The sequence below is a fragment of the Flavobacterium sp. CHNK8 genome (genome assembly GCF_019774515.1).
In the GTDB taxonomy this organism is placed as follows: Bacteria; Bacteroidota; Bacteroidia; order Flavobacteriales; family Flavobacteriaceae; genus Flavobacterium; species Flavobacterium tiangeerense.
In genome coordinates this window covers 2860064-2883506 of sequence record NZ_CP081492.1, presented here as the reverse complement: position 1 = coordinate 2883506, position 23443 = coordinate 2860064, and the positions used below count along the sequence as shown (strand labels likewise).

21 protein-coding genes are annotated in these 23443 nt (G+C 34.2%); 16 read left to right on the top strand and 5 right to left on the bottom strand.

Features of this window, described 5'->3' with window-relative positions:
• Nucleotides 1-34: 34 nt before the first annotated feature.
• Nucleotides 35-2011, top strand: coding sequence for a DNA primase (dnaG, locus tag K5V07_RS12525; RefSeq protein ID WP_221917733.1), 1977 nt, complete (start codon nucleotides 35-37; stop codon nucleotides 2009-2011).
• Here the strand turns inward: dnaG and K5V07_RS12520 are convergent.
• Nucleotides 2008-2637 carry a response regulator transcription factor gene (locus tag K5V07_RS12520; protein WP_182649317.1) on the bottom strand — a complete coding sequence of 210 codons (630 nt, stop codon included), beginning with the start codon at nucleotides 2635-2637 and terminating at the stop codon, nucleotides 2008-2010. The two genes, dnaG and K5V07_RS12520, sit on opposite strands and share 4 nt — an antisense overlap.
• Before the next feature lie 98 nt (nucleotides 2638-2735).
• Nucleotides 2736-3533, bottom strand: a complete 798-nt coding sequence (gene nadE / locus K5V07_RS12515) for an NAD(+) synthase (RefSeq protein WP_221917732.1) — start codon at nucleotides 3531-3533, stop codon at nucleotides 2736-2738.
• A 98-nt stretch (nucleotides 3534-3631) separates the two neighbouring features.
• Here nadE and gldB point away from each other — a divergent pair, with 98 nt between their 5' ends.
• Both gldB and gldC read left to right on the top strand, forming a co-directional pair.
• Nucleotides 3632-4588 (top strand): gliding motility lipoprotein GldB, encoded by a 957-nt coding sequence (gldB, locus tag K5V07_RS12510; RefSeq protein ID WP_221917731.1) that lies wholly within the window; start codon nucleotides 3632-3634, stop codon nucleotides 4586-4588.
• On the top strand, nucleotides 4588-4926 hold the full coding sequence (gldC, locus tag K5V07_RS12505) for a gliding motility protein GldC (RefSeq protein WP_182649981.1): 339 nt from the start codon (nucleotides 4588-4590) through the stop codon (nucleotides 4924-4926). Before gldB ends, gldC begins: the two co-directional genes overlap by 1 nt.
• 27 nt (nucleotides 4927-4953) lie before the next feature.
• On the opposite strand, the gene K5V07_RS12500 is transcribed toward gldC, so the two are convergent.
• From K5V07_RS12500 to K5V07_RS12490, 3 genes are read right to left on the bottom strand one after another with little or no spacing between them, the layout of a single operon-like run.
• Nucleotides 4954-5601, bottom strand: coding sequence for a hypothetical protein (locus K5V07_RS12500; protein WP_221917730.1), 648 nt, complete (start codon nucleotides 5599-5601; stop codon nucleotides 4954-4956).
• A gap of 13 nt (nucleotides 5602-5614) precedes the next feature.
• Nucleotides 5615-6235, bottom strand: coding sequence for a ribosome biogenesis GTP-binding protein YihA/YsxC (gene yihA / locus K5V07_RS12495; RefSeq protein ID WP_144889323.1), 621 nt, complete (start codon nucleotides 6233-6235; stop codon nucleotides 5615-5617).
• A 30-nt stretch (nucleotides 6236-6265) separates the two neighbouring features.
• The gene (locus tag K5V07_RS12490) at nucleotides 6266-7039 is read right to left on the bottom strand and encodes an alpha/beta fold hydrolase (RefSeq protein ID WP_086453017.1); all 774 of its coding nucleotides are present in this window, start codon (nucleotides 7037-7039) and stop codon (nucleotides 6266-6268) included.
• A 372-nt stretch (nucleotides 7040-7411) separates the two neighbouring features.
• Here K5V07_RS12490 and K5V07_RS12485 point away from each other — a divergent pair, with 372 nt between their 5' ends.
• The 13 genes from K5V07_RS12485 (at nucleotide 7412) to ftsZ (ending at nucleotide 23175) form a co-directional block, all read left to right on the top strand.
• A complete protein-coding gene (locus K5V07_RS12485; RefSeq protein ID WP_086453018.1) occupies nucleotides 7412-7885 on the top strand; it encodes a division/cell wall cluster transcriptional repressor MraZ in 474 nt (157 codons plus the stop codon).
• Nucleotides 7860-8768 carry a 16S rRNA (cytosine(1402)-N(4))-methyltransferase RsmH gene (gene rsmH, locus K5V07_RS12480; RefSeq protein WP_221917729.1) on the top strand — a complete coding sequence of 303 codons (909 nt, stop codon included), beginning with the start codon at nucleotides 7860-7862 and terminating at the stop codon, nucleotides 8766-8768. The genes K5V07_RS12485 and rsmH overlap by 26 nt, the downstream gene beginning before the upstream one ends.
• A 3-nt stretch (nucleotides 8769-8771) precedes the next feature.
• Nucleotides 8772-9119 carry an FtsL-like putative cell division protein gene (locus tag K5V07_RS12475; RefSeq protein WP_086453019.1) on the top strand — a complete coding sequence of 116 codons (348 nt, stop codon included), beginning with the start codon at nucleotides 8772-8774 and terminating at the stop codon, nucleotides 9117-9119.
• Nucleotides 9110-11113, top strand: a complete 2004-nt coding sequence (locus K5V07_RS12470) for a penicillin-binding transpeptidase domain-containing protein (protein ID WP_221917728.1) — start codon at nucleotides 9110-9112, stop codon at nucleotides 11111-11113. The genes K5V07_RS12475 and K5V07_RS12470 overlap by 10 nt, the downstream gene beginning before the upstream one ends.
• On the top strand, nucleotides 11110-12573 hold the full coding sequence (locus K5V07_RS12465) for a UDP-N-acetylmuramoyl-L-alanyl-D-glutamate--2,6-diaminopimelate ligase (protein ID WP_221917727.1): 1464 nt from the start codon (nucleotides 11110-11112) through the stop codon (nucleotides 12571-12573). Before K5V07_RS12470 ends, K5V07_RS12465 begins: the two co-directional genes overlap by 4 nt.
• 74 nt (nucleotides 12574-12647) lie before the next feature.
• Nucleotides 12648-13877: a phospho-N-acetylmuramoyl-pentapeptide-transferase gene (gene mraY / locus K5V07_RS12460; protein WP_221917726.1), complete on the top strand. Its 1230-nt coding sequence runs from the start codon at nucleotides 12648-12650 to the stop codon at nucleotides 13875-13877.
• A 1-nt stretch (nucleotide 13878) separates the two neighbouring features.
• Nucleotides 13879-15210, top strand: a complete 1332-nt coding sequence (murD, locus tag K5V07_RS12455; protein WP_221917725.1) for a UDP-N-acetylmuramoyl-L-alanine--D-glutamate ligase — start codon at nucleotides 13879-13881, stop codon at nucleotides 15208-15210.
• Nucleotides 15211-15289: 79 nt separating this feature from the next.
• Nucleotides 15290-16576, top strand: coding sequence for an FtsW/RodA/SpoVE family cell cycle protein (locus K5V07_RS12450; protein WP_221917724.1), 1287 nt, complete (start codon nucleotides 15290-15292; stop codon nucleotides 16574-16576).
• Between the two features lie 19 nt (nucleotides 16577-16595).
• Nucleotides 16596-17687, top strand: coding sequence for an undecaprenyldiphospho-muramoylpentapeptide beta-N-acetylglucosaminyltransferase (murG, locus tag K5V07_RS12445; protein ID WP_221917723.1), 1092 nt, complete (start codon nucleotides 16596-16598; stop codon nucleotides 17685-17687).
• Between the two features lie 42 nt (nucleotides 17688-17729).
• Complete coding sequence (murC, locus tag K5V07_RS12440; RefSeq protein ID WP_221917722.1) at nucleotides 17730-19079, top strand: UDP-N-acetylmuramate--L-alanine ligase; 1350 nt, start codon at nucleotides 17730-17732, stop codon at nucleotides 19077-19079.
• The gene (locus tag K5V07_RS12435) at nucleotides 19066-19788 is read left to right on the top strand and encodes a cell division protein FtsQ/DivIB (protein ID WP_221917721.1); all 723 of its coding nucleotides are present in this window, start codon (nucleotides 19066-19068) and stop codon (nucleotides 19786-19788) included. The genes murC and K5V07_RS12435 overlap by 14 nt, the downstream gene beginning before the upstream one ends.
• Nucleotides 19789-19794: 6 nt before the next feature.
• The gene (ftsA, locus tag K5V07_RS12430; protein WP_182649960.1) at nucleotides 19795-21186 is read left to right on the top strand and encodes a cell division protein FtsA; all 1392 of its coding nucleotides are present in this window, start codon (nucleotides 19795-19797) and stop codon (nucleotides 21184-21186) included.
• A gap of 51 nt (nucleotides 21187-21237) precedes the next feature.
• A complete protein-coding gene (ftsZ, locus tag K5V07_RS12425) occupies nucleotides 21238-23175 on the top strand; it encodes a cell division protein FtsZ (protein WP_221917720.1) in 1938 nt (645 codons plus the stop codon).
• Nucleotides 23176-23443 lie beyond the last annotated feature (268 nt).

Genomic DNA, 23443 nt, shown 5'->3' with positions numbered 1-23443 from the left:
TTACATTTTTCAATCCCTAAATATTTTATTCAACTTGATTTCAAAAGCTACAATTGATACTGTTTATGAAACTGCTCGTGTAGAGGAGGTTATTGGTGAATTTGTTCATTTAAAAAGAGCAGGAAGTAACTATAAGGGTTTAAGTCCATTCTCTGAAGAGCGTTCACCATCATTTATGGTTTCTCCGGCTAAAGGAATCTGGAAGGATTTTAGTTCTGGAAAAGGCGGAAATGCTGTTGCTTTCTTGATGGAGCATTCTCATTTTACGTATCCAGAAGCCATTAGATACTTAGCCAAAAAGTATAATATTGAAATTGAAGAAACAGAGCAAACAGATCAAGAAAAAGCACTCACAGATACTCGAGAAAGTATGTACTTGGTCTCGGAATTTGCCAAAACGTATTTCCACAATACACTTTTAAATTCCGAAGAGGGAAAAGCTATCGGCTACTCTTACTTTAAGGAAAGAGGTTTTACAAATGAAACCATCAAAAAATTCAGTCTAGGATATTCACCTGAAAGCTGGGATGCGTTTACAAAAGAAGCTCTTGGCAAAGGATATAAATTAGAATTTCTGGAAAGTACAGGACTTACAATTCCCAAAGAGGACAGGCCTTTTGATCGCTTCAAGGGGCGTGTGATGTTCCCTATTGAGAGCATGTCCGGACGAGTCTTAGGTTTCGGAGGTCGTATCTTAACCAATGATAAAAAAGCAGCAAAATACCTAAACTCACCTGAAAGTGAAATTTACCACAAAAGTAAAGTGCTGTATGGTATTTATCAAGCCAAACAATCCATAGCAAAATTAAACAATTGCTACCTTGTTGAAGGATATACTGATGTGATACAATTCAATCAATCTGGTATTGAGAATGTGGTAGCGTCATCTGGAACTGCCTTGACGCCAGATCAAATTAGACTGATAAATAGATTGACAAAAAACATTACCGTTTTATTTGATGGTGATGCAGCAGGATTGCGCGCCTCTGTGCGAGGGATTGATTTGATACTTGAAGAGGGTATGAATGTCAAAGTGTGTACTTTTCCTGATGGGGAAGATCCAGATAGTTTTGCAAAAAAAACGTCGTATGATGATTTAGTCTATTATCTTGAAAATAATTCTAAAGATTTCATTCAGTTCAAAGCATCGCTCTTAATGAATGAAGCTAAAAACGATCCGGTAAAAAAGGCCGACCTGATTCGAGATATGGTAGGGAGTATATCTAAAATTCCAGATCGAATTCAACGCGAAATTTACATTCAGGAATGTTCCCGAATTATGGATATTTCAGAGCAAGTATTACAAAGTACTCTGGCGCAATTATCTCAAAAAGAAGTTGCCGAGGTTGGAAAAAAACAAAAACAAGAGCAACAAGCTTTTGAAATTGTTAAAAACGAAAATCCTATAGCTGTCGCTAAAGTTGATGTATTAAATAGATTAGAACGTAAAATAATTGAAATTTTACTATTGTATGGCAACCTTGAAGAAGAATTTGAGGATGTATTTTTACGTACAAATGCAGAAGGAGAAATTGAAACTGTTTCAGAAAAAAGAAATTATAAGGTTTACCAACGTATTTACCTCAGTTTGCAAGAAGATGAGGTGCAACTTGCTAATCCATTATTTAGAGCAATTTACAATGATCTTATAGCGTTTTATAATGAGAATGAATCCTTTAGTATGGAACAGTATTTAATGCGCTTGGATGTTGACTTTGCCCAAGAAGTAACAGATATTTTAATGGAAGATGAGCAACTCGTTCTTCATGATTGGGTAGGTCAAAATATTTTTCCAAAAACTAAAAATGAAACAATAGGTCAAGAGGTTTCAGAGACTATTTTAACGCTTCGTTGGTATCTTGTAGGAAGTATTATTGAAGAATTAAAAAGCTCTATATCATCTGAACCAAATTCAGATAATACAGAGCCTTTATCATTAGTTATGGATTATAATATTTTAATCCATTCTTTTTCAAAAAAATTAGGTAGAGTAATGTCAAGATATTACTAAACGATTTCTAATTTTTTTGCTTTGTCTACTAGATCAACCAGATTAGTTACATTTAGTTTAGTTAATAAACGTAATTTGTAAGTACTGATTGTTTTTTCATTCAGGTTTAAGATATCAGCAATTTCGTGGTTCTTTTTCCCTCCACTCAAGTAGCGTAATACTTCTACCTCACGGTTAGAAAGTTTGCGATACAAACGCTCACTTTTACTTTGTTTTGCAATCAAGGCTAAGTTTTTCTTCACGGTTTCATTCATGATGATCTTACCTTGCGATACTTTTACAATAGCAATTCCTAGTGTTTCTAACTTTTCGGATTTGTGCACAAAGCCAGATGCTCCGGCTTTAATGGCATTTGGTGCATAAATCTGTTCAGATAGGCCACTGTATAAAATCACTTTTGTTTTTGGGAAATCTTTCAAGATTGTTTTGATCTCGAAGATACTTGAAAGTCCTTCCAAGTCTAAATCCAGTACTAGTACATCAATGTCTTTCGTTTGAAGTATATCTCGTACCATCAAGAAATTGCCCACATTGGCTACAATAGAGATGTCAGCATTATCTTTAAAGTAAGATTTTACTCCAAAATGCACAACAGGATAATTATCGGCTATACATACTTTAATCATAATTTTAAATTTTTTTGAATTGTTTGTTATTGGAATTGTAAAATTAATAAATAAATTCTGTAATTAATTGTAAATCAACATAAAAATTCAAATTTTTATTAAAAATTTATTTTGCAAACTGGAATAGACTCCATTTTATGGCGGTTTGCTGTGTTTAAACGTTTGTAAATTTCGAAAACAATTTTTTGTCGTCCTTCAAAATCAGATGCTTTTTTTCCAGATTCATCAGCTAGCATTGCCCATTCTAATTCGTCATAACTAGCACCCAGTTGGTCTTCATCTGTTCTGTCATCACCAAAAAGTCCATCTGTAGGGGATGCCTTTTGAATAGAAGTTGGAATTTTTAAATGCTGCCCCAATTCATACACTTCGGATTTCATTAAATCAGCAATAGGACTTAAATCTACTCCGCCATCACCATATTTTGTGTAAAATCCAACACCAAAATCTTCAACTTTGTTTCCAGTTCCAGCAACTAGCAATCCATGTATGCCTGCCAGGTAATACAACGTAGTCATTCGTATGCGGGCACGCGTGTTTGCTAGTGAAAGGTTGAACTTTGCCTCATCAATACTGTGAGGAACACTTTGTTTAAAAGTTTCAAATACAGCAGTTAAATCAGTTTGTACACTTTGTACGTTTGTGAATCTAGATTTTAATTGCTCAATATGCTCTTGGGCTCTTTGTACGTGGCTTTCAGCCTGATGAATAGGCATTTCAACACATAAAACTTGTAAGCCTGTTTGTGCACACAAAGTAGAGGTTACTGCAGAGTCTACACCACCCGAAATACCTACGACAAAACCATTAACTTTTGCATTTTCGGCATAGGTTTTTAACCAGTTTACAATATGAGTATTTACTTTTTCAGCTTCAAAAATACTTTTTTTAGTCATAATAATTCACGTTTTAAAAAGGAGGGATGTATATTTGCAAAAGCAATTTGTTGTGCATTAATTCCCGAGGTTACTTACACAAATTTAATTAATTAATTATGAAAAAATACCTATTAACAGCAGTCTTTTGTCTTGTTTTGATGGCATGCGAGAAAAAAACGAAAGTAGAGCATGAAGTTTCAGAGATTCCTGTAGATTTGAAGGTAGAAAGATTTGACAAACTTTTTTTCGAAACCAAACCAGAAAATTTAGATAAGGTAAAAAAACAGTATCCTTATTTTTTTCCTGCAGGCAATGATAACACGGTTTGGATAGAGAAAATGCAAAATCCTCTTTGGAGAGAACTTTACACAGAGGTTCAAAAAAAGTATGCCAACATAGAACCAGTAAAGAAAGAGTTAGATGATTTATTTAAGCAAATAAAATATCATTTTCCAAAAACAAGAACCCCAAAAGTGATCACTGTGATTTCTGAAATGGATTATAATACCAAAGCAATTTATGCAGATTCTTTGGTAATCATTTCTCTCGAATTGTACTTAGGAAAAGATCATAAATTTTATCAATTTCCCAATTACCTAAAACAAAATTTTGAAGAAAGACAAATTGCACCTGATGTAGTGTCCAGTTTTGCCATGCGTAAAATTCCTCCGGGAACTCAAAAGGAGTTGTTGTCTCAAATGGTTTATTGGGGTAAGCAGCTTTATTTGAAAGATGTACTGTTGCCTACTTACACTGACGCCGAAAAAATAGGGTACACTCCTGAACAAATAAAATGGTGTGAAGAAAACGAAAGCTACATGTGGCGCTATTTCTTAGAGAAGGAAATGCTTTATAGTAGTGAGCAAAAATTAGCACTTAGGTTTATCAACCCAGCACCGTTCTCAAAATTTTATTTAGAAATTGATAACGATTCTCCTGGTCAAGTAGGGGTATGGGTAGGATGGCAAATTGTTAGAGCTTACATGGAAAACAGTGGCGCTTCACTAGAAGAATTGTTAAAAACAGACGCAAAAGAAATCTTTGTTAAATCAAAATACAAACCCAAAAAATAATGTCAAATACCAATACATCAGAAATAAAATTTTTAGTTGAACTAGATGAAAATCGCGTTCCAGAAAAACTAATGTGGACTGCCAAAGATGGTGGTGTAGAGCAACAAGAGGCTAAAGCTATAATGCTATCAATCTGGGATAGTAAAGCAAAAGAAAGTATGAGAATTGATTTGTGGACAAAGGATATGCCTGTAGATGAAATGAAAATTTTCTTCCATCAGACATTAGTTGCCATGTCTGATACTTTTAATAGGGCTACAAACGACGAAAAAATGGCTGCAACAATGAAGGATTTTTGCGATTATTTTGCAGAAAAACTGGACTTAACCAAAAAATAAAAAAAATAAGAGCTGTTCCTGCAGCTCTTATTTTTTTTGTATAGATTTCTTTTTAAGATCTTTCAATATCTTTTTTAGACTCCCTAATACTAATTTATTGGAGCTTTTATGAAAATTGATGTTATCAATTAGTTTGTTTGATTTTTTGGTTTCCCACATTGACTTCTGTTGAACTGCTCGATCCCTACCTATTACTTTTTGTGCATATATAATTTGATGTAAATTCAAATCGTATATTTCTAGAGTTACTTCAGCATTGTTTTCCTCTGTTGAGTGCTCATCGTCATATAAAGAGATTGTTCCTAGTTCATCCTTATTTTTTTTGGATGATACATTGATAAAGTAATCAAATCCTGTACCTGCTTGTAGTAATTTGATTTGTTCTTTATTGGGATTAAGAGGTATGTTTTCAGGAAGGAGCAAGCCCTTTGCATCAGCCCGAAAATGATAACGGTTACCTATGTTTTCAGCAAAAAACGATGTTGCTTCTTCAGTGAGTTTTTCACGGTTTTCTTTAGCGCTGTAGACCGTGTTTAAGAGCCATTTTCCTTGGGTAAAATCTACACCTGTTTTGTAATCATGATTTGTAAGTAGGTAGGTGTTAGATTTACAGGAACTCAGAGCTATAAAAAGGATTCCTACTTTAAAAAAGATGCTCCTATTGTTTGAATTCATTGAAAAATTAGTTCTAAAATTGACTGTTGTTTTTAAAAACTTCTTGATTTACTTCATCAATATAGGTCAATAACTCTTCCTTTCCAGTAGATTCTGTTGCAGATGTAACAAAATATTGAGGCATTTCGGCCCAGTTATTTGCAAACATTTTCTTTTTATAGGCAGCAATGTGGGAGTCAATTTTTACTTTACTAATCTTATCGGCTTTGGTGAAAATAATACAAAACGGAATTTCACTTTCGCCCATGTATGACATGAATTCAACATCTATCGTTTGTGCTTCATGCCTAATATCAATTAACACAAAAGCGCAAACAAGTTGTTCTCTTGTTTCAAAATAATCAGTAATGAATTCTTGAAATATAGACTTGGTTTTTTTTGATACTTTAGCATAACCATAGCCAGGTAAATCAACTAAGAACCAGTTGTTGTTAATCAAAAAATGATTTATTAATTGGGTTTTTCCTGGGCGTCCCGATGTTTTAGCTAATTTTTTGTGGTTGGTAATCATGTTAATCAAGGATGATTTTCCCACATTAGATCGGCCAATAAAAGCATACTCCGGTAAAAAGTCTTTTGGACATTTTGATACATCGGAGTTACTGATAACAAATTCGGCGGTATTAATTTTCATGTTCTAAAGGTGTAAAATGCAAATTTTGCCTTAATGTATGGCAAGATGCGTATTGGTAAGCCATTCTTCTAGCAGGCGGTTGAATTCTTCTGGATGCTCCATCATTGCAGCATGACCGCATTTATCAATCCAGTACAAAGTAGAGTTTGGTAATAATTTATGAAATTCTTCGGCAACATCTGGAGGTGTTACTTTATCATTTTTTCCCCAAATAATACAAGTTTGTACATGCATTTTAGGTAGATCTTTGGCCATATTATGGCGTATAGCGCTTTTTGCAATCGTAAGCGTTTTTATTAATTTGATACGGTCGTTTACAGATTCGTATACTTCATCGATAAGTTCTTTTGTTGCAACTTTTGGATCATAGAATACGTCTTCGGCTTTCTTTTTTATGTATTCGTAATCACCTCTTTTTGGGTAACTATCACCCATGGCGCTTTCGTAAAGACCAGAGCTACCAGTAATTACAAGTCCAGCTACTTTTTCAGGATACATTTTGGTGTGATACAATGCAATATGTCCTCCTAGGGAATTTCCAAGTAAAATAACACGCTCTAATCCTTTGAAGGTGATGAAATCTTTAACGTATTTTGCAAAACTTTTTACATTAGTCTTTAAAATGTTTTGTGTGTAAATGGGTAAGTCTGGAATGATAATTTTGTAACCCTTTGAAGAAAAGTGATCAGCAACAGCATCAAAATTACTAAGTCCGCCCATAAGTCCGTGTAAAATGACAATTGGAGTCCCTTCACCTGCTTCATAATAGCTGTATCTTCCCTCTTTTTTATAGTGTTTTTCCATTTTTTTTTAATCCCTATTTTCAATTTTGACAAATATAGGATTTAATAAATAAAAATGAATTTTTAAGACAATTTTTAATTGTAAAATTATCACTAGCGTGTCATAAATAATCCTTTTTATGTAGTAAAATACTAGTGTTTTTTTACGTGAAAATATCTTTTTAATTGCTTGATATTTCCATATTTTGAACAATCCTGCTACGGTTTTTATTCTTGAAGAGTGAATTAACAAAAATGAGGCTAACCTGTTGACAGTATATAAATTAAGGATTTTAGCTAGAAAGTGGTTAAACTTATTAACAAAGTGGTAGTAAGTGGTAAATTGTGGTAGATTTTTTTATATTTTTGCTCTACATCATTTAATACTTTTTGTTTGGACACAATTGTAGGAACATATGAATGCAAAGTTGATGCTAAAGGCAGGATGCTACTACCAGCGCCGCTTAAAAAGCAATTGGCTTCATCTCTTCAAGACGGGTTTGTTTTGAAGCGTTCTGTGTTTCAGCCATGCCTAGAGTTGTATCCTATGCAAGAGTGGAATGTAATGATGGCAAAAATTAACAAGCTCAATCGCTTTGTGAAAAAGAATAATGATTTTATCCGAAGGTTTACCGCAGGAGTAAAAGTGGTAGAGATTGATGCGCTAGGTAGATTGCTGGCTCCAAAGGATTTAGCAGTTTTTGCAAGTATTACTAAAGATGTTGTTTTCTCGTCATCTATTAATATGGTAGAAATTTGGGATAAAGATTTGTATGAGAAATCAATAAGTGGAGATGATCTGGATTTTGCAGATTTAGCAGAGGAAGTAATGGGGAATTTAAATGACGACAACAATGGAATATCATAATCCTGTTTTGCTTCAGGAATCAGTAGATGGTTTAAATATTCATCCTGATGGAGTATATGTAGATGTAACTTTTGGAGGAGGAGGTCATTCAAAAGAAATTTTGAAACGGCTGGGACCAAATGGGAAGTTGTTTGCCTTTGATCAAGATGAAGATGCATTAGCCAACGCATTAGCTGATGATAGATTTACCCTGATAAATGAAAACTTCCGTTTTATAAAACGGTTTTTGCGTTTTTATGGAGTAAAGAGTGTTGATGGTATCTTAGGTGATTTGGGAGTTTCTTCTCATCAGTTTGATGTTCCTGAAAGAGGTTTTTCAACTCGTTTTGATGCTGACTTAGATATGAGAATGAGCAAAAAAAATGACTTGAGTGCTTATAAGGTAGTAAACGAATATGATGAAGCTAACTTAAAAAGAGTTTTCCTAGATTATGGAGAGTTAAAAAACGCTCCTGTACTGGCCAGAACTATTGTGGAGGCCAGAACGCAATTCCCAATAAAAACTACTGATGAGTTAAAAGAGGTTTTGTCAAGGTATTTACCAGAAAGAGTTAGGAATAAAATATTGGCTCAGATTTATCAAGCTATACGTATAGAGGTGAATCAAGAAATGGATGTTTTAAAGGAGTTTTTGGAGCAATCTTTAGAAATCTTAAAACCAGAAGGACGTTTGAGTGTTATTTCATATCATTCTCTTGAAGACCGATTGGTAAAAAGATTTGTAAAAAACGGAATGTTTGATGGAGAGCCAGAACGAGATTTTTTTGGAAATTTTTCGGTTCCATTTAAAACCATCGGAAAATTAATTGTTCCCAATGCTAACGAGATTAAAGATAATAATAGAGCAAGAAGTGCAAAATTAAGAATTGCTGAAAAAAGATAAAAAATGAAAAACGGGGTTTACAGTTTATTAAAAGCAAAGTTTCTTGTAAACGATGATGCTGTAAAAAACTGGCGATTCATTGTTTTTGTAATTGTACTAGCTATTATTATGATTGCAAGCACACAAAGATTTGATCAAAAAGTTTTTGAAATAACAGCACTATCAAATCAGGTGAAAGAATTACGATCAGAGTTTATTGATAGAAGATCAGAGTTAATGAAATTAAAATTGGAGTCCACTATATCTGATAAAATGTTGCAAAGACAAATTTATCCATCCACAGTGCCACCAGTAAAAATAAAAGTAGTCAAAGAAGAAGAAAAAAACTTTTTCAAAAAAATATGGGAGTAGACGATAAAAATATATCCTACAGAATTTATCTGGTTGCTGCATTCATCTTTGTGATTGCAGTGGCTATTACTATTAAATTAACCAATATTCAATGGGTTGAGGGAGATTATTATCGCAAATTAGCCAAAGAAAGAACGGTAAGGAACTTTGTAATACCAGCCAATAAAGGAAATATTTACTCGGCTGATGGCAGTCTTTTGGCTACGTCAATTCCTAATTATGAAATACGTTTTGATGCCGTAGCGCCCAAAACCGAAGTCTTTGAAAAGAATGTAAAATCACTTTCAGACTCTTTAGCAACAGTCTTGGGTAAAACATCTAGCTATTTTGAAAATGAATTAAGAAAAGCACGTGCCAACAAGAATAGATATTATTTAATAGGTCGTAAACTAGGTTATACTTCTTATTTTAAAATTAAAGGTTTCCCATTATTTAATTTGGGAGCTTTTAAAGGTGGGATAATTATAGAGCAAGAGACAGTTAGGGAGCATCCCATTGGTAAAATTGCAGAAAGAACAGTAGGGTACGAACGTACTCAAAACGGTCAATCTGTTGATGGAAAAGGAATAGAATGGGCTTTTAGAAAATATCTGAATGGGAAAGACGGCAAGATTTTAAAACAAAAAATTGCAAAAGGACAGTGGAAACCTATTCGTGATGTAAATGAAGTTGATCCTCAAGACGGGTATGATGTGATTTCTACTATTGATGTTTATATTCAAGATATAGCACATCACGCTTTATTGAAACAGCTGGAGTCTTATGAGGCAGATCATGGATCAGTAGTAGTGATGGAGACTAAAACCGGTCATATTAAAGCAATTTCTAATTTAGGAAGAGCCAATGACGGAACTTATTATGAAACTACTAATTACGCTGTAGCAGAGTCTCATGAGCCTGGTTCTACTTATAAATTAGCAGGATTAATGGCATTGTTAGATGATAAAAAAGTAGATACAAGTGCAGTTTATGATAGCAAAAACGGAGTAATAACTTATTTTGGTAAAAAAGTAGAAGATTCTCATGAAGGTGGATACGGTAAAATTTCTTTGGCTAGAGGTTTTGAGGTTTCATCTAATACAATATTAGTTCAAGCGGTTTATAATGCATACAAAGAGAATCCATCACAGTTTGTAAATCACCTTAATAATTATGGACTTAATAAAACATTAGGACTTTCCATCAAAGGGGAAGGAATTCCGTACGTGCCTCAACCTACAGATAGAAGTTGGTCTAAAATATCATTGCCTTGGATGGCTTTTGGATATGGAGTGCATATTACACCAATGCAAACTTTAGCGTTTTATAATGCCGTTGCAAATGATGGAGAAATGGTAAAACCACAGTTTGTATCTGAAATAAAAGAGTGGAATAGAACCATAAAAAAATACGAGAAAGAAGTTTTGAACCCTAAAATTTGTTCTAAGGAAACCATTGTAAAACTGAAAGCAGTCTTGGCAAATGTGGTGAAAAAAGGAACGGGATCTAAATTGTTTTCTAAAGATTTTTCAATGGCAGGAAAAACTGGGACGGCGCAGGTAAATTATGGTAAAGCAGGTAGAACAGGAATGTATTATGCTTCCTCTTTTGTGGGCTATTTTCCAGCCGAGAATCCAAAGTATTCTTGTATAGTGGTGGTGCATAAGCCCAATACTGCGCTTAATAATTATTACGGAGCTGATGTGGCTGGGCCAGTTTTTAAAAGAATTGCACAAAAAATATTTACCGATGCTCCTTCAACCAATACCATAAAAAATCTTGACAGGAAAATTGATAAGCAAGAACAAAGCTATGAGGCTTACTATTCAAAAGTTCAAAAAAAGCAGAAAGTAGTTCCTAATCTTAAAGGAATGTCAGGCATGGATGCTGTAGCGCTTCTTGGAAATTTAGGAATGAAAGTAAAAGTTGTGGGTGTAGGAAAAGTAAAAAAACAGTCGTTGCAAGCAGGTGAAAATGTAGTAAAAAATGCAACAATATTATTAGAGTTATCATGAAAGTACTAAAAGACATATTATACAAAGTAGCTATAGATTCGGTAACGGGTCTTACAGATATTCCTGTGAATAAAATAGAATTCGATTCTAGAAAAATTCTCAACGGAGATGTATTTGTTGCTATTCACGGTACAGTTTCAAACGGTCATGATTATATTGACAAAGTTATCCAACAGGGAGCCACTGCAATAGTTTGTCAAATATTGCCACTAGTACTTGCGCCAGGAGTAACGTTTATAAAGGTTCAAGATACCAATGCGGCATTGGCTTGCATGGCTGCAAATTTTTATGATTCGCCTTCGCAAAAACTAAAATTAGTTGGTATTACAGGTACTAATGGTAAAACCACTATTGCCTCTTTATTATACCAATTATTTATAAATGCTGGGTATAAAGTAGGATTGCTTTCTACAGTAAAAATCATGGTGAATGAGAAAGAGTATAAAGCTACGCATACCACTCCAGATTCGTTAACAATAAACCACTACCTAAATGAAATGATAGAAAGTGGTGTTGAATATTGTTTTATGGAAGTGAGTTCGCATGGAATTCATCAAAAGAGAACAGAAGGATTGCATTTTACAGGTGGGGTTTTCACCAATTTGTCTCATGATCATTTAGATTATCACCCCACATTTGCTGAATACAGAGATGTTAAAAAAGCTTTTTTTGATAGTTTGCCAAAAACTGGTTTTGCCCTCACCAATGCTGACGATAAAAACGGATCTGTCATGTTACAAAATACCGTTGCTAATAAAAAAACGTACGCCTTAAAAACCTATGCCGATTATAAAGCACAAATTTTAGAAAATCAATTATCAGGCTTGTTATTAAAAATAAACGGTCATGAGGTTTGGGTTAAATTGATTGGAGATTTCAATGCGTATAATTTGCTTGCAATTTACGGTACCGCTATAGAATTAGGACTTGATAGTCTAGAAGTTCTTAGGTTGTTATCTAATTTAGAAAGTGTTTCAGGCAGGTTTCAATATATAGTATCGAATTCTAATGTGACTGCTATTGTTGATTATGCTCATACACCAGATGCTCTTGAGAATGTTTTGAAAACAATAAATACCATTCGTACTCAAAACGAGCAGCTGATTACGGTTGTGGGATGTGGGGGTGACAGGGATAAAGCAAAAAGACCAGTAATGGCTGATATTGCTGCAAGTTTAAGTGACAAAGCTATTTTCACTTCGGATAATCCAAGGAGTGAAGATCCTTTAGAAATTATTTTTGAAATGGAAAAAGGAGTAGCTCCACATCATTTTAAGAAAACAATTTCTATTACAGATAGAATGCAAGCTATTAAAACAGCGTGTCAGTTAGCACAGCCTAATGACATCTTATTGGTTGCTGGTAAAGGTCATGAGACATACCAAGAAGTTAATGGTGTTCGTCATGATTTTGACGATATGAAAATAGTAAAAGAACTATTAGAACAATTAGGGAAATAATTTCAAATCGTTTGGTATTTAAAGCGATCCATAGAAAAAAACAAAATAACAGTTAACAAGATAAACAAAGATATATGCTGTATTATTTATTTGAATATTTAGACAAAATGATGGATGTTCCTGGAACAGGAGTTTTTCAGTACATTACTTTTAGATCAGCATTAGCCTTAATGTTATCGCTATTATTGTCTACTATTTATGGGAAACGAATCATTCGCTTTTTACAAAAACAGCAAGTAGGAGAAACGGTTAGAGAACTTGGTTTAGCGGGTCAAAATGAAAAAGCGGGTACTCCTACAATGGGTGGTTTGATTATCATATTTGCAACGCTTGTTCCGGTTTTACTTTTTGCAAAACTGCACAATATTTATATAGTATTGCTTATTGTTACCACTCTTTGGATGGGAACAATAGGATTTATTGATGATTACATTAAGATTTTTAAAAAGGACAAGCAAGGTTTAAAAGGAATTTTTAAAGTAATAGGACAAGTAGGTTTAGGATTAATAGTAGGGACCGTTCTTTATTTTCATGCTGGTGTTACTGTACGTACAGATACGTCTACATCAGATATTTTTAGAGCGACTACTAGCACTGTTGTGTTGCCAGCACCTATTGAAGAGAAATCAACAGCAACTACAATTCCGTTTTTTAAAAATAATGAGTTTGATTACGCCGAAGTTTTAGCTTGGACAGGTGAAGGTTATGAAAAATGGGCCTGGTTAATATTTATCCCAGTGGTAATTTTTATTATCACAGCTGTTTCAAATGGTGCGAATTTAACAGATGGTATAGATGGTCTTGCTGCAGGAACATCGGCCATTTCAGTGCTGGCGTTAGGTATTTTTACGTTTGTATCGGGGAATATTATTTTTTCCAATTACTTGAATATTATGTATATCCCTAACTCAGGAGAAATGACGGTTTTTATAGCGGCATTTGTAGGGTCTTTAATTGGGTTTCTTTGGTATAACTCGTATCCAGCATCGGTATTTATGGGAGATACGGGAAGTTTGACTATTGGGGGTATCATTGCTGTACTAGCAATTGCAGTTCGTAAGGAAATGCTAATCCCATTGTTGTGCGGTATTTTTCTAGTAGAAAATTTTTCGGTAGTACTTCAGGTGAGTTATTTTAAGTATACCAAGAAACGTTTTGGCGAAGGCCGCAGAATATTTTTGATGTCCCCATTACATCATCATTATCAAAAGAAGGGATATCATGAGAGTAAAATTGTTACCCGTTTTTGGATTGTAGCCATCATGTTAGCCATACTGTCCATAGTTACATTAAAATTGAGATAGTATGAGACTAGTTATTCTTGGTGGAGGAGAAAGCGGTATTGGAACTGCAATTTTAGGAAAAAAGAAAGGGTACGACGTTTTCGTATCTGACTTTGGTAAAATAAAAGGGAATTATAAAGAGGTTTTATCTCTCAATTCAATTCCGTGGGAAGAAGAAAAGCATACTGAGGATTTGATTTTGAATGCCGATGTGGTTATGAAAAGCCCTGGTATTCCTGATAAATCTCCTATTGTTAAAAAACTAGTAGAAAAAGGTGTTTCGGTAATGTCAGAGATTGAGTTTGCTGCTCCTTTTACAAATGCTACCATTATAGGAATTACGGGTAGTAATGGAAAGACAACTACAACCATGCTTACGTATCATTTGTTGAAATCAGCTGGAGTAAATGTAGGTTTAGGAGGAAATATAGGTAAAAGTTTTGCCTGGCAAGTAGCGGATAATAAGTTTGATTATTATGTGCTTGAATTGAGCAGCTTTCAACTAGACGGTGTGTTTAATTTCAAGCCACACATTGCAATAATTACGAATATTAGTCCAGATCATTTAGATCGATACGAATATAAATATGAAAATTATATCGATTCAAAGTTTAGAATAACAATGAATCAAACAGAGGAGGATTATCTAATTTATGACGCAGATGACGAAGCGATCAGTAATTGGTTAACAACTCATCAAACAAAAGCAAAATTAATTCCTTTTTCATTGACAAAAACATTCAACGAAGGAGCTTACATAATACAAAATAAAATGGAAATTAAAATTAACCGAGAGGATTTTTCAATGGATACAGAGCATATCGCCTTAGAGGGAAAACATAATATGAAAAACGCAATGGCAGCCACTTCAGTAGCAAAATTAATGCAAATTCGAAAAGCTACTATCCGTGAAAGTTTGTCAAATTTCCAAGGAGTTGAGCACCGTTTAGAAAAGGTTTTGAAGATTCAAAACATTCAATACATTAATGATTCTAAGGCTACAAATGTAAATGCTACTTTTTTTGCTTTAGATAGTATGAATGCACCCACAGTATGGATTGTTGGTGGTGTTGATAAAGGGAATGATTACAATGAATTAATGTCTTTAGTTCGAGAAAAAGTTAAGGCAATTGTGTGTCTTGGAGTTGATAATAAAAAAATTATAGACGCATTTGGTAATGTAGTAGACATGATGGTTGAGGTAACTTCTATGAGCGATGCTGTTCGAATGGCACAGCGCTTATCAGAGAAAGGAGATACTGTATTATTGTCTCCTGCTTGTGCTAGTTTTGATTTATTTGAAAGCTATGAGGATCGTGGTAAACAATTTAAACAAGCAGTTAAAAGTTTGTAAGCAAATAGTGTTTTAAAGTGGTAAAGGGCAGTTTATTCCTCTGCTATAAAAGGATTAGAATTGGTAACAAAGAATGAAAATGAAAAAACTAATAAGCAATTTAAAAGGGGATAAAGGGATTTGGTCATTTGTGGCCTTATTAGCCTTGTTGTCTTTTATGCCTGTTTTTAGTGCGAGTAGTAATTTGGCTTACATAGGAAAAGGAGATGGTAATACGCTGGGATATCTGGTAAAACACATTGTTCATATTGCAATAGGATTTACAATAATTTTTATGGTGCACAAAGTACCTTATCATTATTTCAAAGCTATTGCAAAGGGGTCCTTGTACTTTGTTTGGTTGCTTTTAGCGTTTACATTATTCAAAGGCACAGTAATTGCAGGTGCTAATGCTAGTAGATGGATTCAAATTCCTTTCATTGGTGTTACTTTTCAGCCCTCAACTCTTGCCTCCATGGTGTTGTTTATATTTGTAGCTCGTTTTTTATCAAAAAAAAGAACTGAGCTCTTAACATTTAAAGCCTCTGTGTGGGAGCTATGGTTGCCGGTTTTTATAACGTTAATATTTATTTTGCCTGCAAATTTCAGTACAACAGCCCTTATTTTTTCTATGGTGTTGATGCTAGTTTTTATAGGCAAATATCCATTGAAATACATGGGTATTGTTATTGGTTCTGGAGTTGTGATGTTAGCTTTTTTCATGATTATCGCAAAGACTTTTCCTGATGCATTTCCCAACCGTGTGGATACGTGGATTAGTAGAGTTGAAAATTTCACCAGTGATAAACCTGGAGAAGATGATTACCAAATAGAGAAAGCAAAAATTGCAATCGCATCAGGAAAATTATACGGATTAGGACCAGGTAAAAGTGTCCAAAAAAACTTTTTACCGCAATCTTCATCTGATTTTATATATGCAATTATTATTGAAGAATATGGTCTTGTGGGCGGAGTTGGAGTAATTGTCTTGTACTTGTTGTTGCTATTTCGTTTTGTTGTGGCTTCTCATAAAGCCAATAGCCTTTTTGGGAAATTACTGGTCGTAGGTTTAGGTTTTCCAATGGTTTTTCAGGCCATGGTAAATATGGCAGTTGCTGTTGAACTATTGCCTGTTACAGGGCAAACGTTGCCGCTTATAAGTAGTGGAGGTAGCTCCATTTGGATGACATGTTTTGCATTAGGAATCATTATTAGCGTGACCAAAAAAGAAGAAGAAATAGCAGAAGAAAAAAAGGAAGCTGCAAAAAGAGAAGAAGCGTTGCAAAAGCTCATTGATAGAGAGCTTAATGAGGAGTATGAAGTGGTGCAGGATTATTCTATAGAGGATAAAGCTACAAATCCTATGAAGGCAGTGTTTAATAAATAGGATTCGAAATTTTTTTAAAATGAAACAATATAAATTCATACTTAGCGGCGGAGGAACTGGCGGACATATTTATCCGGCCATTGCTATTGCTAATGAATTAAAATTGCGTTTTCCAGATGCTGAATTTTTATTTGTTGGAGCTCAGGATAAGATGGAAATGCAAAAAGTACCTCAAGCAGGTTATGTTATAAAAGGATTATGGATTTCAGGATTACAACGAAAGTTAACCGTTGATAATATTTTGTTTCCTGTAAAAGTACTTTCTAGCCTGTGGCGCTCTAGATCAATCATAAAAGAGTTTAAGCCAGATGTTGTAATAGGTACTGGTGGATTTGCAAGTGGGCCATTATTGCAATCAGCAGGGATGAGTGGTATTCCTACCTTGATTCAAGAACAAAATTCCTTTCCAGGAATTACAAATAAATTATTGAGTAAAAAGGCTAGTAAAATTTGTGTAGCATACGAAAATCTGGAACGGTTTTTTCCACAAGGCAAAATCATTCTAACAGGAAATCCAGTTCGTCAAGATTTATTAGATATCGATTCTAAAAGAAGTGAAGCTTTATCGTATTTTAATTTAGACGATAATAAAAAAACACTTCTAGTTTTGGGTGGAAGTTTAGGTTCAAGACGAATTAATCAGCTTATTGAAAAAGAACTTGATTTTTTAATTGCCTCAGGAGTACAAGTTTTTTGGCAATGTGGTAATTTTTATATGGCTGAGTATAAACATTTTTCTGACAGGGAAAATGTTCAAGTAGTTTCGTTTATTGACAGGATGGATTTAATTTATGCTGCTGCTGATTTTGTGATTTCGCGTGCAGGTGCATCATCAGTATCTGAATTGTGCTTGGTAGCTAAACCCACAATTTTTATACCATCGCCAAATGTAGCCGAAGATCATCAAACCAAAAATGGTAAAGCAATTGTGGATAATGGCGGAGCTTTACTTATTAAAGAAAGTGAGTTGGATTTAAAGTTTGAGTCAGTTTTTAACAAACTTATTCATGACGAACAACTTCAAAAAAACTTGAGTAATAACATGAAAAAATTGGCTAAACCTAATGCGACTAAAGACATTGTGGATGCCATTGTATCATTGTTGAAATAAATAAAAGATAAAGTAGTTTAATACTATCAGAATATAACAGAAATGAATTTAAATAACATACATAACGTTTATTTTATAGGCATCGGAGGAATCGGGATGAGCAATCTTGCTCGTTATTTTAAAACATTAGGAAAGCAAGTTTCTGGATATGATAAAACCCCTTCAAGTCTTACAAGTGAATTAATAGCGTCTGGAATTTCAATTCATTTTGAAGATGATGTTCAATTGATTCCAAAAGATTTTTTGATCAGTAATACGCTTGTGGTGGTAACTCCAGCTGTTCCAAAAACGCATTCCGAATGGAACTTTTTCTTAGAAGAAGGATATGAAATAAAAAAGCGAGCAGAGGTTTTAGGTTTGATTACCGAAAATACGTTTTGTTTTGCAGTAGCAGGAACACATGGCAAGACAACTACATCTGGGATTTTAGGACATATTTTAAATGAAAGTGGTGCTGATGTGACTGCTTTCATAGGTGGTATTGTTGAGAATTATAATTCAAATTTAATAGGCAACGGTAAAACAATTACCGTGGTAGAAGCAGATGAATTTGATCGTTCTTTTTTACATTTGCACCCCAATATTGCATGCATCACCTCTATGGATGCGGATCATCTAGATATCTATGGAACAAGTGCTGCAATTGAAGAATCGTTTGTAGAGTTTGCCTCTAAAATTGAAGATAAGAGTAATCTTTTCATAACAAAGGATTTGCCATTAGAGGGAATAACCTGCGCCGTAAATGAAGATGCTGTTTATAAAGCGTTTAACGTACGTGTCGGAAACGGAAGTTATGTTTTTGATGTTCAAACACCATCTGGTGTGATGCAGGATTTGCATTTTGGACTTCCCGGAAAACATAATCTTATGAATGCCTTGATGGCAATTGGTATGGCAAATTTATATGGAACTCCTCAAGATGCTATTGCAAAAGCTATTGCGTCATTCAAGGGTATAAAAAGAAGATTTTCATATCAAATAAAAACGGATCATAAAGTCTATATTGATGATTATGCACACCATCCTACTGAGATTAACGCAGTGCATCAAGCAGTAAGAGAGTTGTATCCTAACCAAAAAGTGTTGGCAATTTTTCAGCCACACTTATTTAGTAGAACTCATGATTTTGGGGATGATTTTGCCAAAAGTTTATCGGCTTTTGATGAGATTTTGCTTTTGGATATTTATCCTGCAAGAGAATTGCCTATGCCGGGAATAACATCAGAGTGGTTGTTGCAAAAAATGACTAATGAGCATAAAGAATTAGTAGAAAAGAAAGATTTAGTTCAAAAGATTGTAAACAGTGATGCAACAATTATTGTTACAATAGGTGCGGGAGATTTAGGAGAATGGGTTCCAACAATTAAAAAAGCATTAAATGAAACTCTTTAATTGGACAAATGTACGATTAGTGCTCATGTTTGTACTGGTGATTTTTTTATTTTCATTCACATCAAAACGAAATGAAAATAGAAAACTGAAGCAATCTACAGTAACATTTGTGGGAGTTAATTCGCCATTTGTTAAACAAGAAATAGTTAATAAATTGTTGATAGAAAATAGTGACAACGTAAGAAGTATTCAAAAAGTTAATTTAGATTTGAATAAACTAGAAACCACTATTGATTCACATGCTATGATTAAAAAATCAGAAGTATATGTGACCATTGATGGCGTGTTGAAAGCAGTGGTAGAACAAAAGACTCCAATTGCTAGGGTGTTTGATAATGGTAAGTCTTTTTATATTGATTATCAAGGCGGTAAAATGCCTTTGTCAGATAACTTTACAGCCAGAGTACCGCTTGTTTCAGGAGCGAGAAATAAAAAAAATAGCGAAGAATTAACAAAATTATTTCGAGTTATTTACGATGATGAATTTTTGAAAAAAAACATCATTGGGATACAAATAATGCCAAACGGTAGCTTAATTATGCACAATAGAAATTTTGATTATCAAATAGATTTTGGTAGTCTGAATTTTTCGGTGTTAAAATTTAGGAATTACAAAGCTTTTTTTCAAAAGGCTGTTTTGGATGGTTCTTTGTATAAATATAAAAAAATTGACCTCCGATTTACGGATCAAGTAGTTTGCACTAAATAATTGATAATGGAAAAAGAGAAGATTGCAGTAGGACTAGATATTGGGACAACTAAGATAGTTGCCATGATAGGCAAAAAAAATGAGTATGGTAAACTGGAAATTTTAGGTTTAGGTAAATCTAAAAGTCTTGGTGTGGCTAGAGGCGTGGTTAATAATATTACGCAAACTATACAGTCTATACAACAAGCAATCCAAGATGCCGAAAATAATTCAGGTTTTAAAATTAAAGATGTAGTAGTAGGTATTGCTGGTCAGCATATACGTAGTATTCAACATACAGATTATATTAGCAGACACAATCCAGAAGAAGTAATAGGCGAAAGTGACATACAACTTCTTATTGATCAAGTGAATAAATTAGCCATGTTACCTGGAGAAGAAATTATCCATGTCTTGCCTCAAGAATTTAAAATTGATGGTCAATCAGAGATTAAGGAACCGATAGGAATGTATGGTGGAAGACTCGAAGCAAGTTTTCACGTGGTTGTAGGGCAAGCAGCTTCCATTAGAAATGTTGGGCGTTGCATTCAAAGTTCGGGTATTGAGCTTTCTGGGCTTACACTGGAGCCATTAGCTTCTGCTGATGCGGTTTTAAGTCAAGAAGAAAAAGAGGCTGGAGTTGCTTTAATTGATATTGGGGGTGGAACCACTGATTTAGCCATTTTTAAAGATGGAATCATTCGTCATACCGCTGTCATCCCTTTTGGAGGGAATGTTATTACTGATGATATTAAGGAAGGATGTTCTATTATTGAAAAGCAAGCTGAACTTTTAAAAGTGAAGTTTGGGTCTGCTTGGCCAGGAGAAAACCGTGACAATGAAATTGTATCAATACCAGGATTAAGAGGAAGAGAGCCAAAAGAAATTTCATTGAAAAATCTTTCTAAAATTATTAACGCACGTGTAGTTGAAATAATTGAACAAGTTTTTACCGAAGTGAAAGCTTATGGTCATGAAGATCCAAGAAAGAAATTAATTGCAGGTATTGTATTAACTGGTGGTGGAGCTCAGTTGAAACATATAAAACAACTAGTAGAATATATAACAGGAATGGATACCAGAATAGGCTATCCAAATGAGCACCTAGCAGGGAATTCAGATGAGGAAATATCAAGTCCTTTATATGCAACAGCTGTGGGGTTAGTAATGAAAAGTATAGAAAACAAAACTCAAAGTGCAGTACGATTGGATCTTGTTGCTCCAGTAAAAGAGCAACCAGTTTATAGAGCGCCCGTGGCTGTGGCACCAACTCCTGTAAATGAAGTGTCTGAAATTGCAATAGAGGAAGAATACAATATTAAAGAGAAACAACCGGATTCTACCGCAACTAGAATTCAAAAAAACTTCTTTGATCGTTATGTGGATAGGATCAAAGAATTTCTTGATAATGCAGAATAAAACTCAAAAAAGAAGCTAAGAATTAATAATAATTTCAAAAAACCCAAAATTATGCCAAGCAACACAGAATTTGGAAGTATTTCATTTGATTTACCTAAAAACCAATCAAATGTAATAAAAGTTATAGGGGTCGGTGGAGGCGGAAGTAACGCTATCAACCACATGTTTAAGCAAGGAATAAAAGGCGTTGACTTCATAGTGTGTAATACAGATTCTCAAGCTTTACATAGCAGTTCAGTGCCAAATAAAATACAGTTGGGTGTTCATCTTACCGAGGGGTTAGGCGCAGGTGCTAATCCTGATGTAGGACAGCAGTCAGCTATAGAGAGCATCTCCGAAATTGAAAAAATGTTGGATCAAAATACCAAGATGGTTTTTATTACCGCTGGTATGGGTGGTGGTACAGGTACCGGTGCAGCTCCAGTAATTGCTCAACTAGCTAAGGAAAGAGATATTTTAACAGTAGGTATAGTTACGCTACCGTTTCTTTTTGAAGGTAAAGTGCGTCAAGAGCAAGCTTTAATTGGAATTGAAAAATTACGTAAACAAGTAGATTCCTTAATTGTTATAAACAATAACAAACTAAGAGAAGTTTATGGAAACCTTGGTTTTAAAGCAGGATTTTCTAAAGCGGATGAAGTCTTGGCAACTGCTTCACGCGGAATTGCCGAAGTAATTACGCATCACTATACTCAAAATATCGATTTAAGAGATGCTAAAACGGTTTTGTATAATAGTGGAACCGCAATTATGGGTTCATCAGTTTCATCAGGTGAGAACAGAGCAAAAGAGGCTATTATTGCAGCTCTAGATTCGCCATTATTAAACGATAACAAAATTACTGGTGCCAAAAACGTATTGTTGCTTATCGTTTCTGGTACTAATGAAATTACTATCGATGAAATTGGGGAAATCAATGATCACATTCAAAACGAAGCGGGACATAATGCCAATATCATCATGGGTGTAGGTGAGGATGAGTCTCTTGGTGATGCTATTGCAGTAACTATTATTGCAACAGGATTTGACATAGAACAACAAAATGAGATTGTAAACACAGAGCCTAAAAAGATAATTCATACGCTAGGGGATGAGCAAAAAAGTGTGTACAATTTAATAAACAATTCTGTAACTGCATTTGACTTAAATATGGAGACTCCAAAAGCGTCTTCTGCAAATGATAGAATTGTATTTGATTTAATGGAGGACGAAGTAGTTGTAAAAACTCCAGTTGTAAACACACCAACGATCAATAATGAAGACTTGGTTGAAATGTCTGATTTTATAAACAATTTAGACGTAACATTCGAAATTGTTTCACCTATTACTGATATCGATTTTATAGTTTCTACTCCAGCAGTAGAGCCACAATTGGTGCAAGCAAAAACAACAGAAAAACAAGAGCAAACATCATTTTCATTTGATTTACCTCTTTTTAAATCAGAAGTGTCAGAACAAAAACAAGACAATAACGTAATTTTTGAATTGACAAATGAGACTAAAGAAATTAAAGTAAATGAAGCAGTTCAATTTGTACCAGTAACAGAGCTTTCAGACAATGGAATTATCAAATATTCGCTAGAGGAGTATATGGATGAAGAACCAGAGTTTATGCCAAAAGCTGCAGTAAAAGCAACTGAAGTGGTTACGCCAGCTGAATTGAATATCACTTTGAAACAAGTAGATACTACAACAGCTGAGCATATGGATTTTGAAAGCATTGCTCCTACAGAAATGACTATTGAAGAGTCTTTAAGAATGAGAGCTGATGAGCGTAGAAAGAAATTAAAAGATTTCAATTATAAGTTTCATAATAATGTTTCTAAAATTGATGAATATGAGAAAGAACCTGCTTACAAACGATTGGGTATAAATATCTCAAATAATCAAATGAATACTGCAAATTCAAGGATATCTGTTGGTACAGATAGTAACAATGATTTGCAATTGCGTTCTAATAATTCGTATTTACACGATAACGTAGATTAAGGTGTTAATTAATTCTAGGAAACCCGAAAATTAATATGATTTTCGGGTTTCTTTTTTTACTACAATCCACCAGATAGCAGTTGCTATTCCCGTTAAAATACTGTAATTTTGTTGAGCCTGAATCCAGCTGTTGTTGCAAGCTTTTTGTACAAAACGCTTTTTTTCTACAGTCTTAAAAGAGCTTCTTTCAGTCGCTTTTTAACTCCTAGAAAAAAATTGCTTTTTGCCCTAAAAAGGCTTTTCACGACCATCTGGGGCAGTAAGCAAC

Excerpts from the sequence above, each read along its gene's own strand:
- nadE (WP_221917732.1), bottom strand. The coding sequence starts at position 3,533 with ATGACTAAAAAAAGTATTTTTGAAGCTGAAAAAGTAAATACTCATATT.
- K5V07_RS12435 (WP_221917721.1), top strand. The coding sequence starts at position 19,066 with ATGAAACTCTTTAATTGGACAAATGTACGATTAGTGCTCATGTTTGTA.
- ftsZ (WP_221917720.1), top strand. The coding sequence starts at position 21,238 with ATGCCAAGCAACACAGAATTTGGAAGTATTTCATTTGATTTACCTAAA.
- K5V07_RS12470 (WP_221917728.1), top strand. The coding sequence starts at position 9,110 with ATGGGAGTAGACGATAAAAATATATCCTACAGAATTTATCTGGTTGCT.
- K5V07_RS12500 (WP_221917730.1), bottom strand. The coding sequence starts at position 5,601 with ATGAATTCAAACAATAGGAGCATCTTTTTTAAAGTAGGAATCCTTTTT.
- rsmH (WP_221917729.1), top strand. The coding sequence starts at position 7,860 with ATGACGACAACAATGGAATATCATAATCCTGTTTTGCTTCAGGAATCA.
- gldB (WP_221917731.1), top strand. The coding sequence starts at position 3,632 with ATGAAAAAATACCTATTAACAGCAGTCTTTTGTCTTGTTTTGATGGCA.
- murC (WP_221917722.1), top strand. The coding sequence starts at position 17,730 with ATGAATTTAAATAACATACATAACGTTTATTTTATAGGCATCGGAGGA.
- ftsA (WP_182649960.1), top strand. The coding sequence starts at position 19,795 with ATGGAAAAAGAGAAGATTGCAGTAGGACTAGATATTGGGACAACTAAG.
- mraY (WP_221917726.1), top strand. The coding sequence starts at position 12,648 with ATGCTGTATTATTTATTTGAATATTTAGACAAAATGATGGATGTTCCT.
- murG (WP_221917723.1), top strand. The coding sequence starts at position 16,596 with ATGAAACAATATAAATTCATACTTAGCGGCGGAGGAACTGGCGGACAT.
- gldC (WP_182649981.1), top strand. The coding sequence starts at position 4,588 with ATGTCAAATACCAATACATCAGAAATAAAATTTTTAGTTGAACTAGAT.
- yihA (WP_144889323.1), bottom strand. The coding sequence starts at position 6,235 with ATGAAAATTAATACCGCCGAATTTGTTATCAGTAACTCCGATGTATCA.
- murD (WP_221917725.1), top strand. The coding sequence starts at position 13,879 with ATGAGACTAGTTATTCTTGGTGGAGGAGAAAGCGGTATTGGAACTGCA.
- K5V07_RS12490 (WP_086453017.1), bottom strand. The coding sequence starts at position 7,039 with ATGGAAAAACACTATAAAAAAGAGGGAAGATACAGCTATTATGAAGCA.
- K5V07_RS12475 (WP_086453019.1), top strand. The coding sequence starts at position 8,772 with ATGAAAAACGGGGTTTACAGTTTATTAAAAGCAAAGTTTCTTGTAAAC.
- K5V07_RS12450 (WP_221917724.1), top strand. The coding sequence starts at position 15,290 with ATGAAAAAACTAATAAGCAATTTAAAAGGGGATAAAGGGATTTGGTCA.
- K5V07_RS12465 (WP_221917727.1), top strand. The coding sequence starts at position 11,110 with ATGAAAGTACTAAAAGACATATTATACAAAGTAGCTATAGATTCGGTA.
- K5V07_RS12520 (WP_182649317.1), bottom strand. The coding sequence starts at position 2,637 with ATGATTAAAGTATGTATAGCCGATAATTATCCTGTTGTGCATTTTGGA.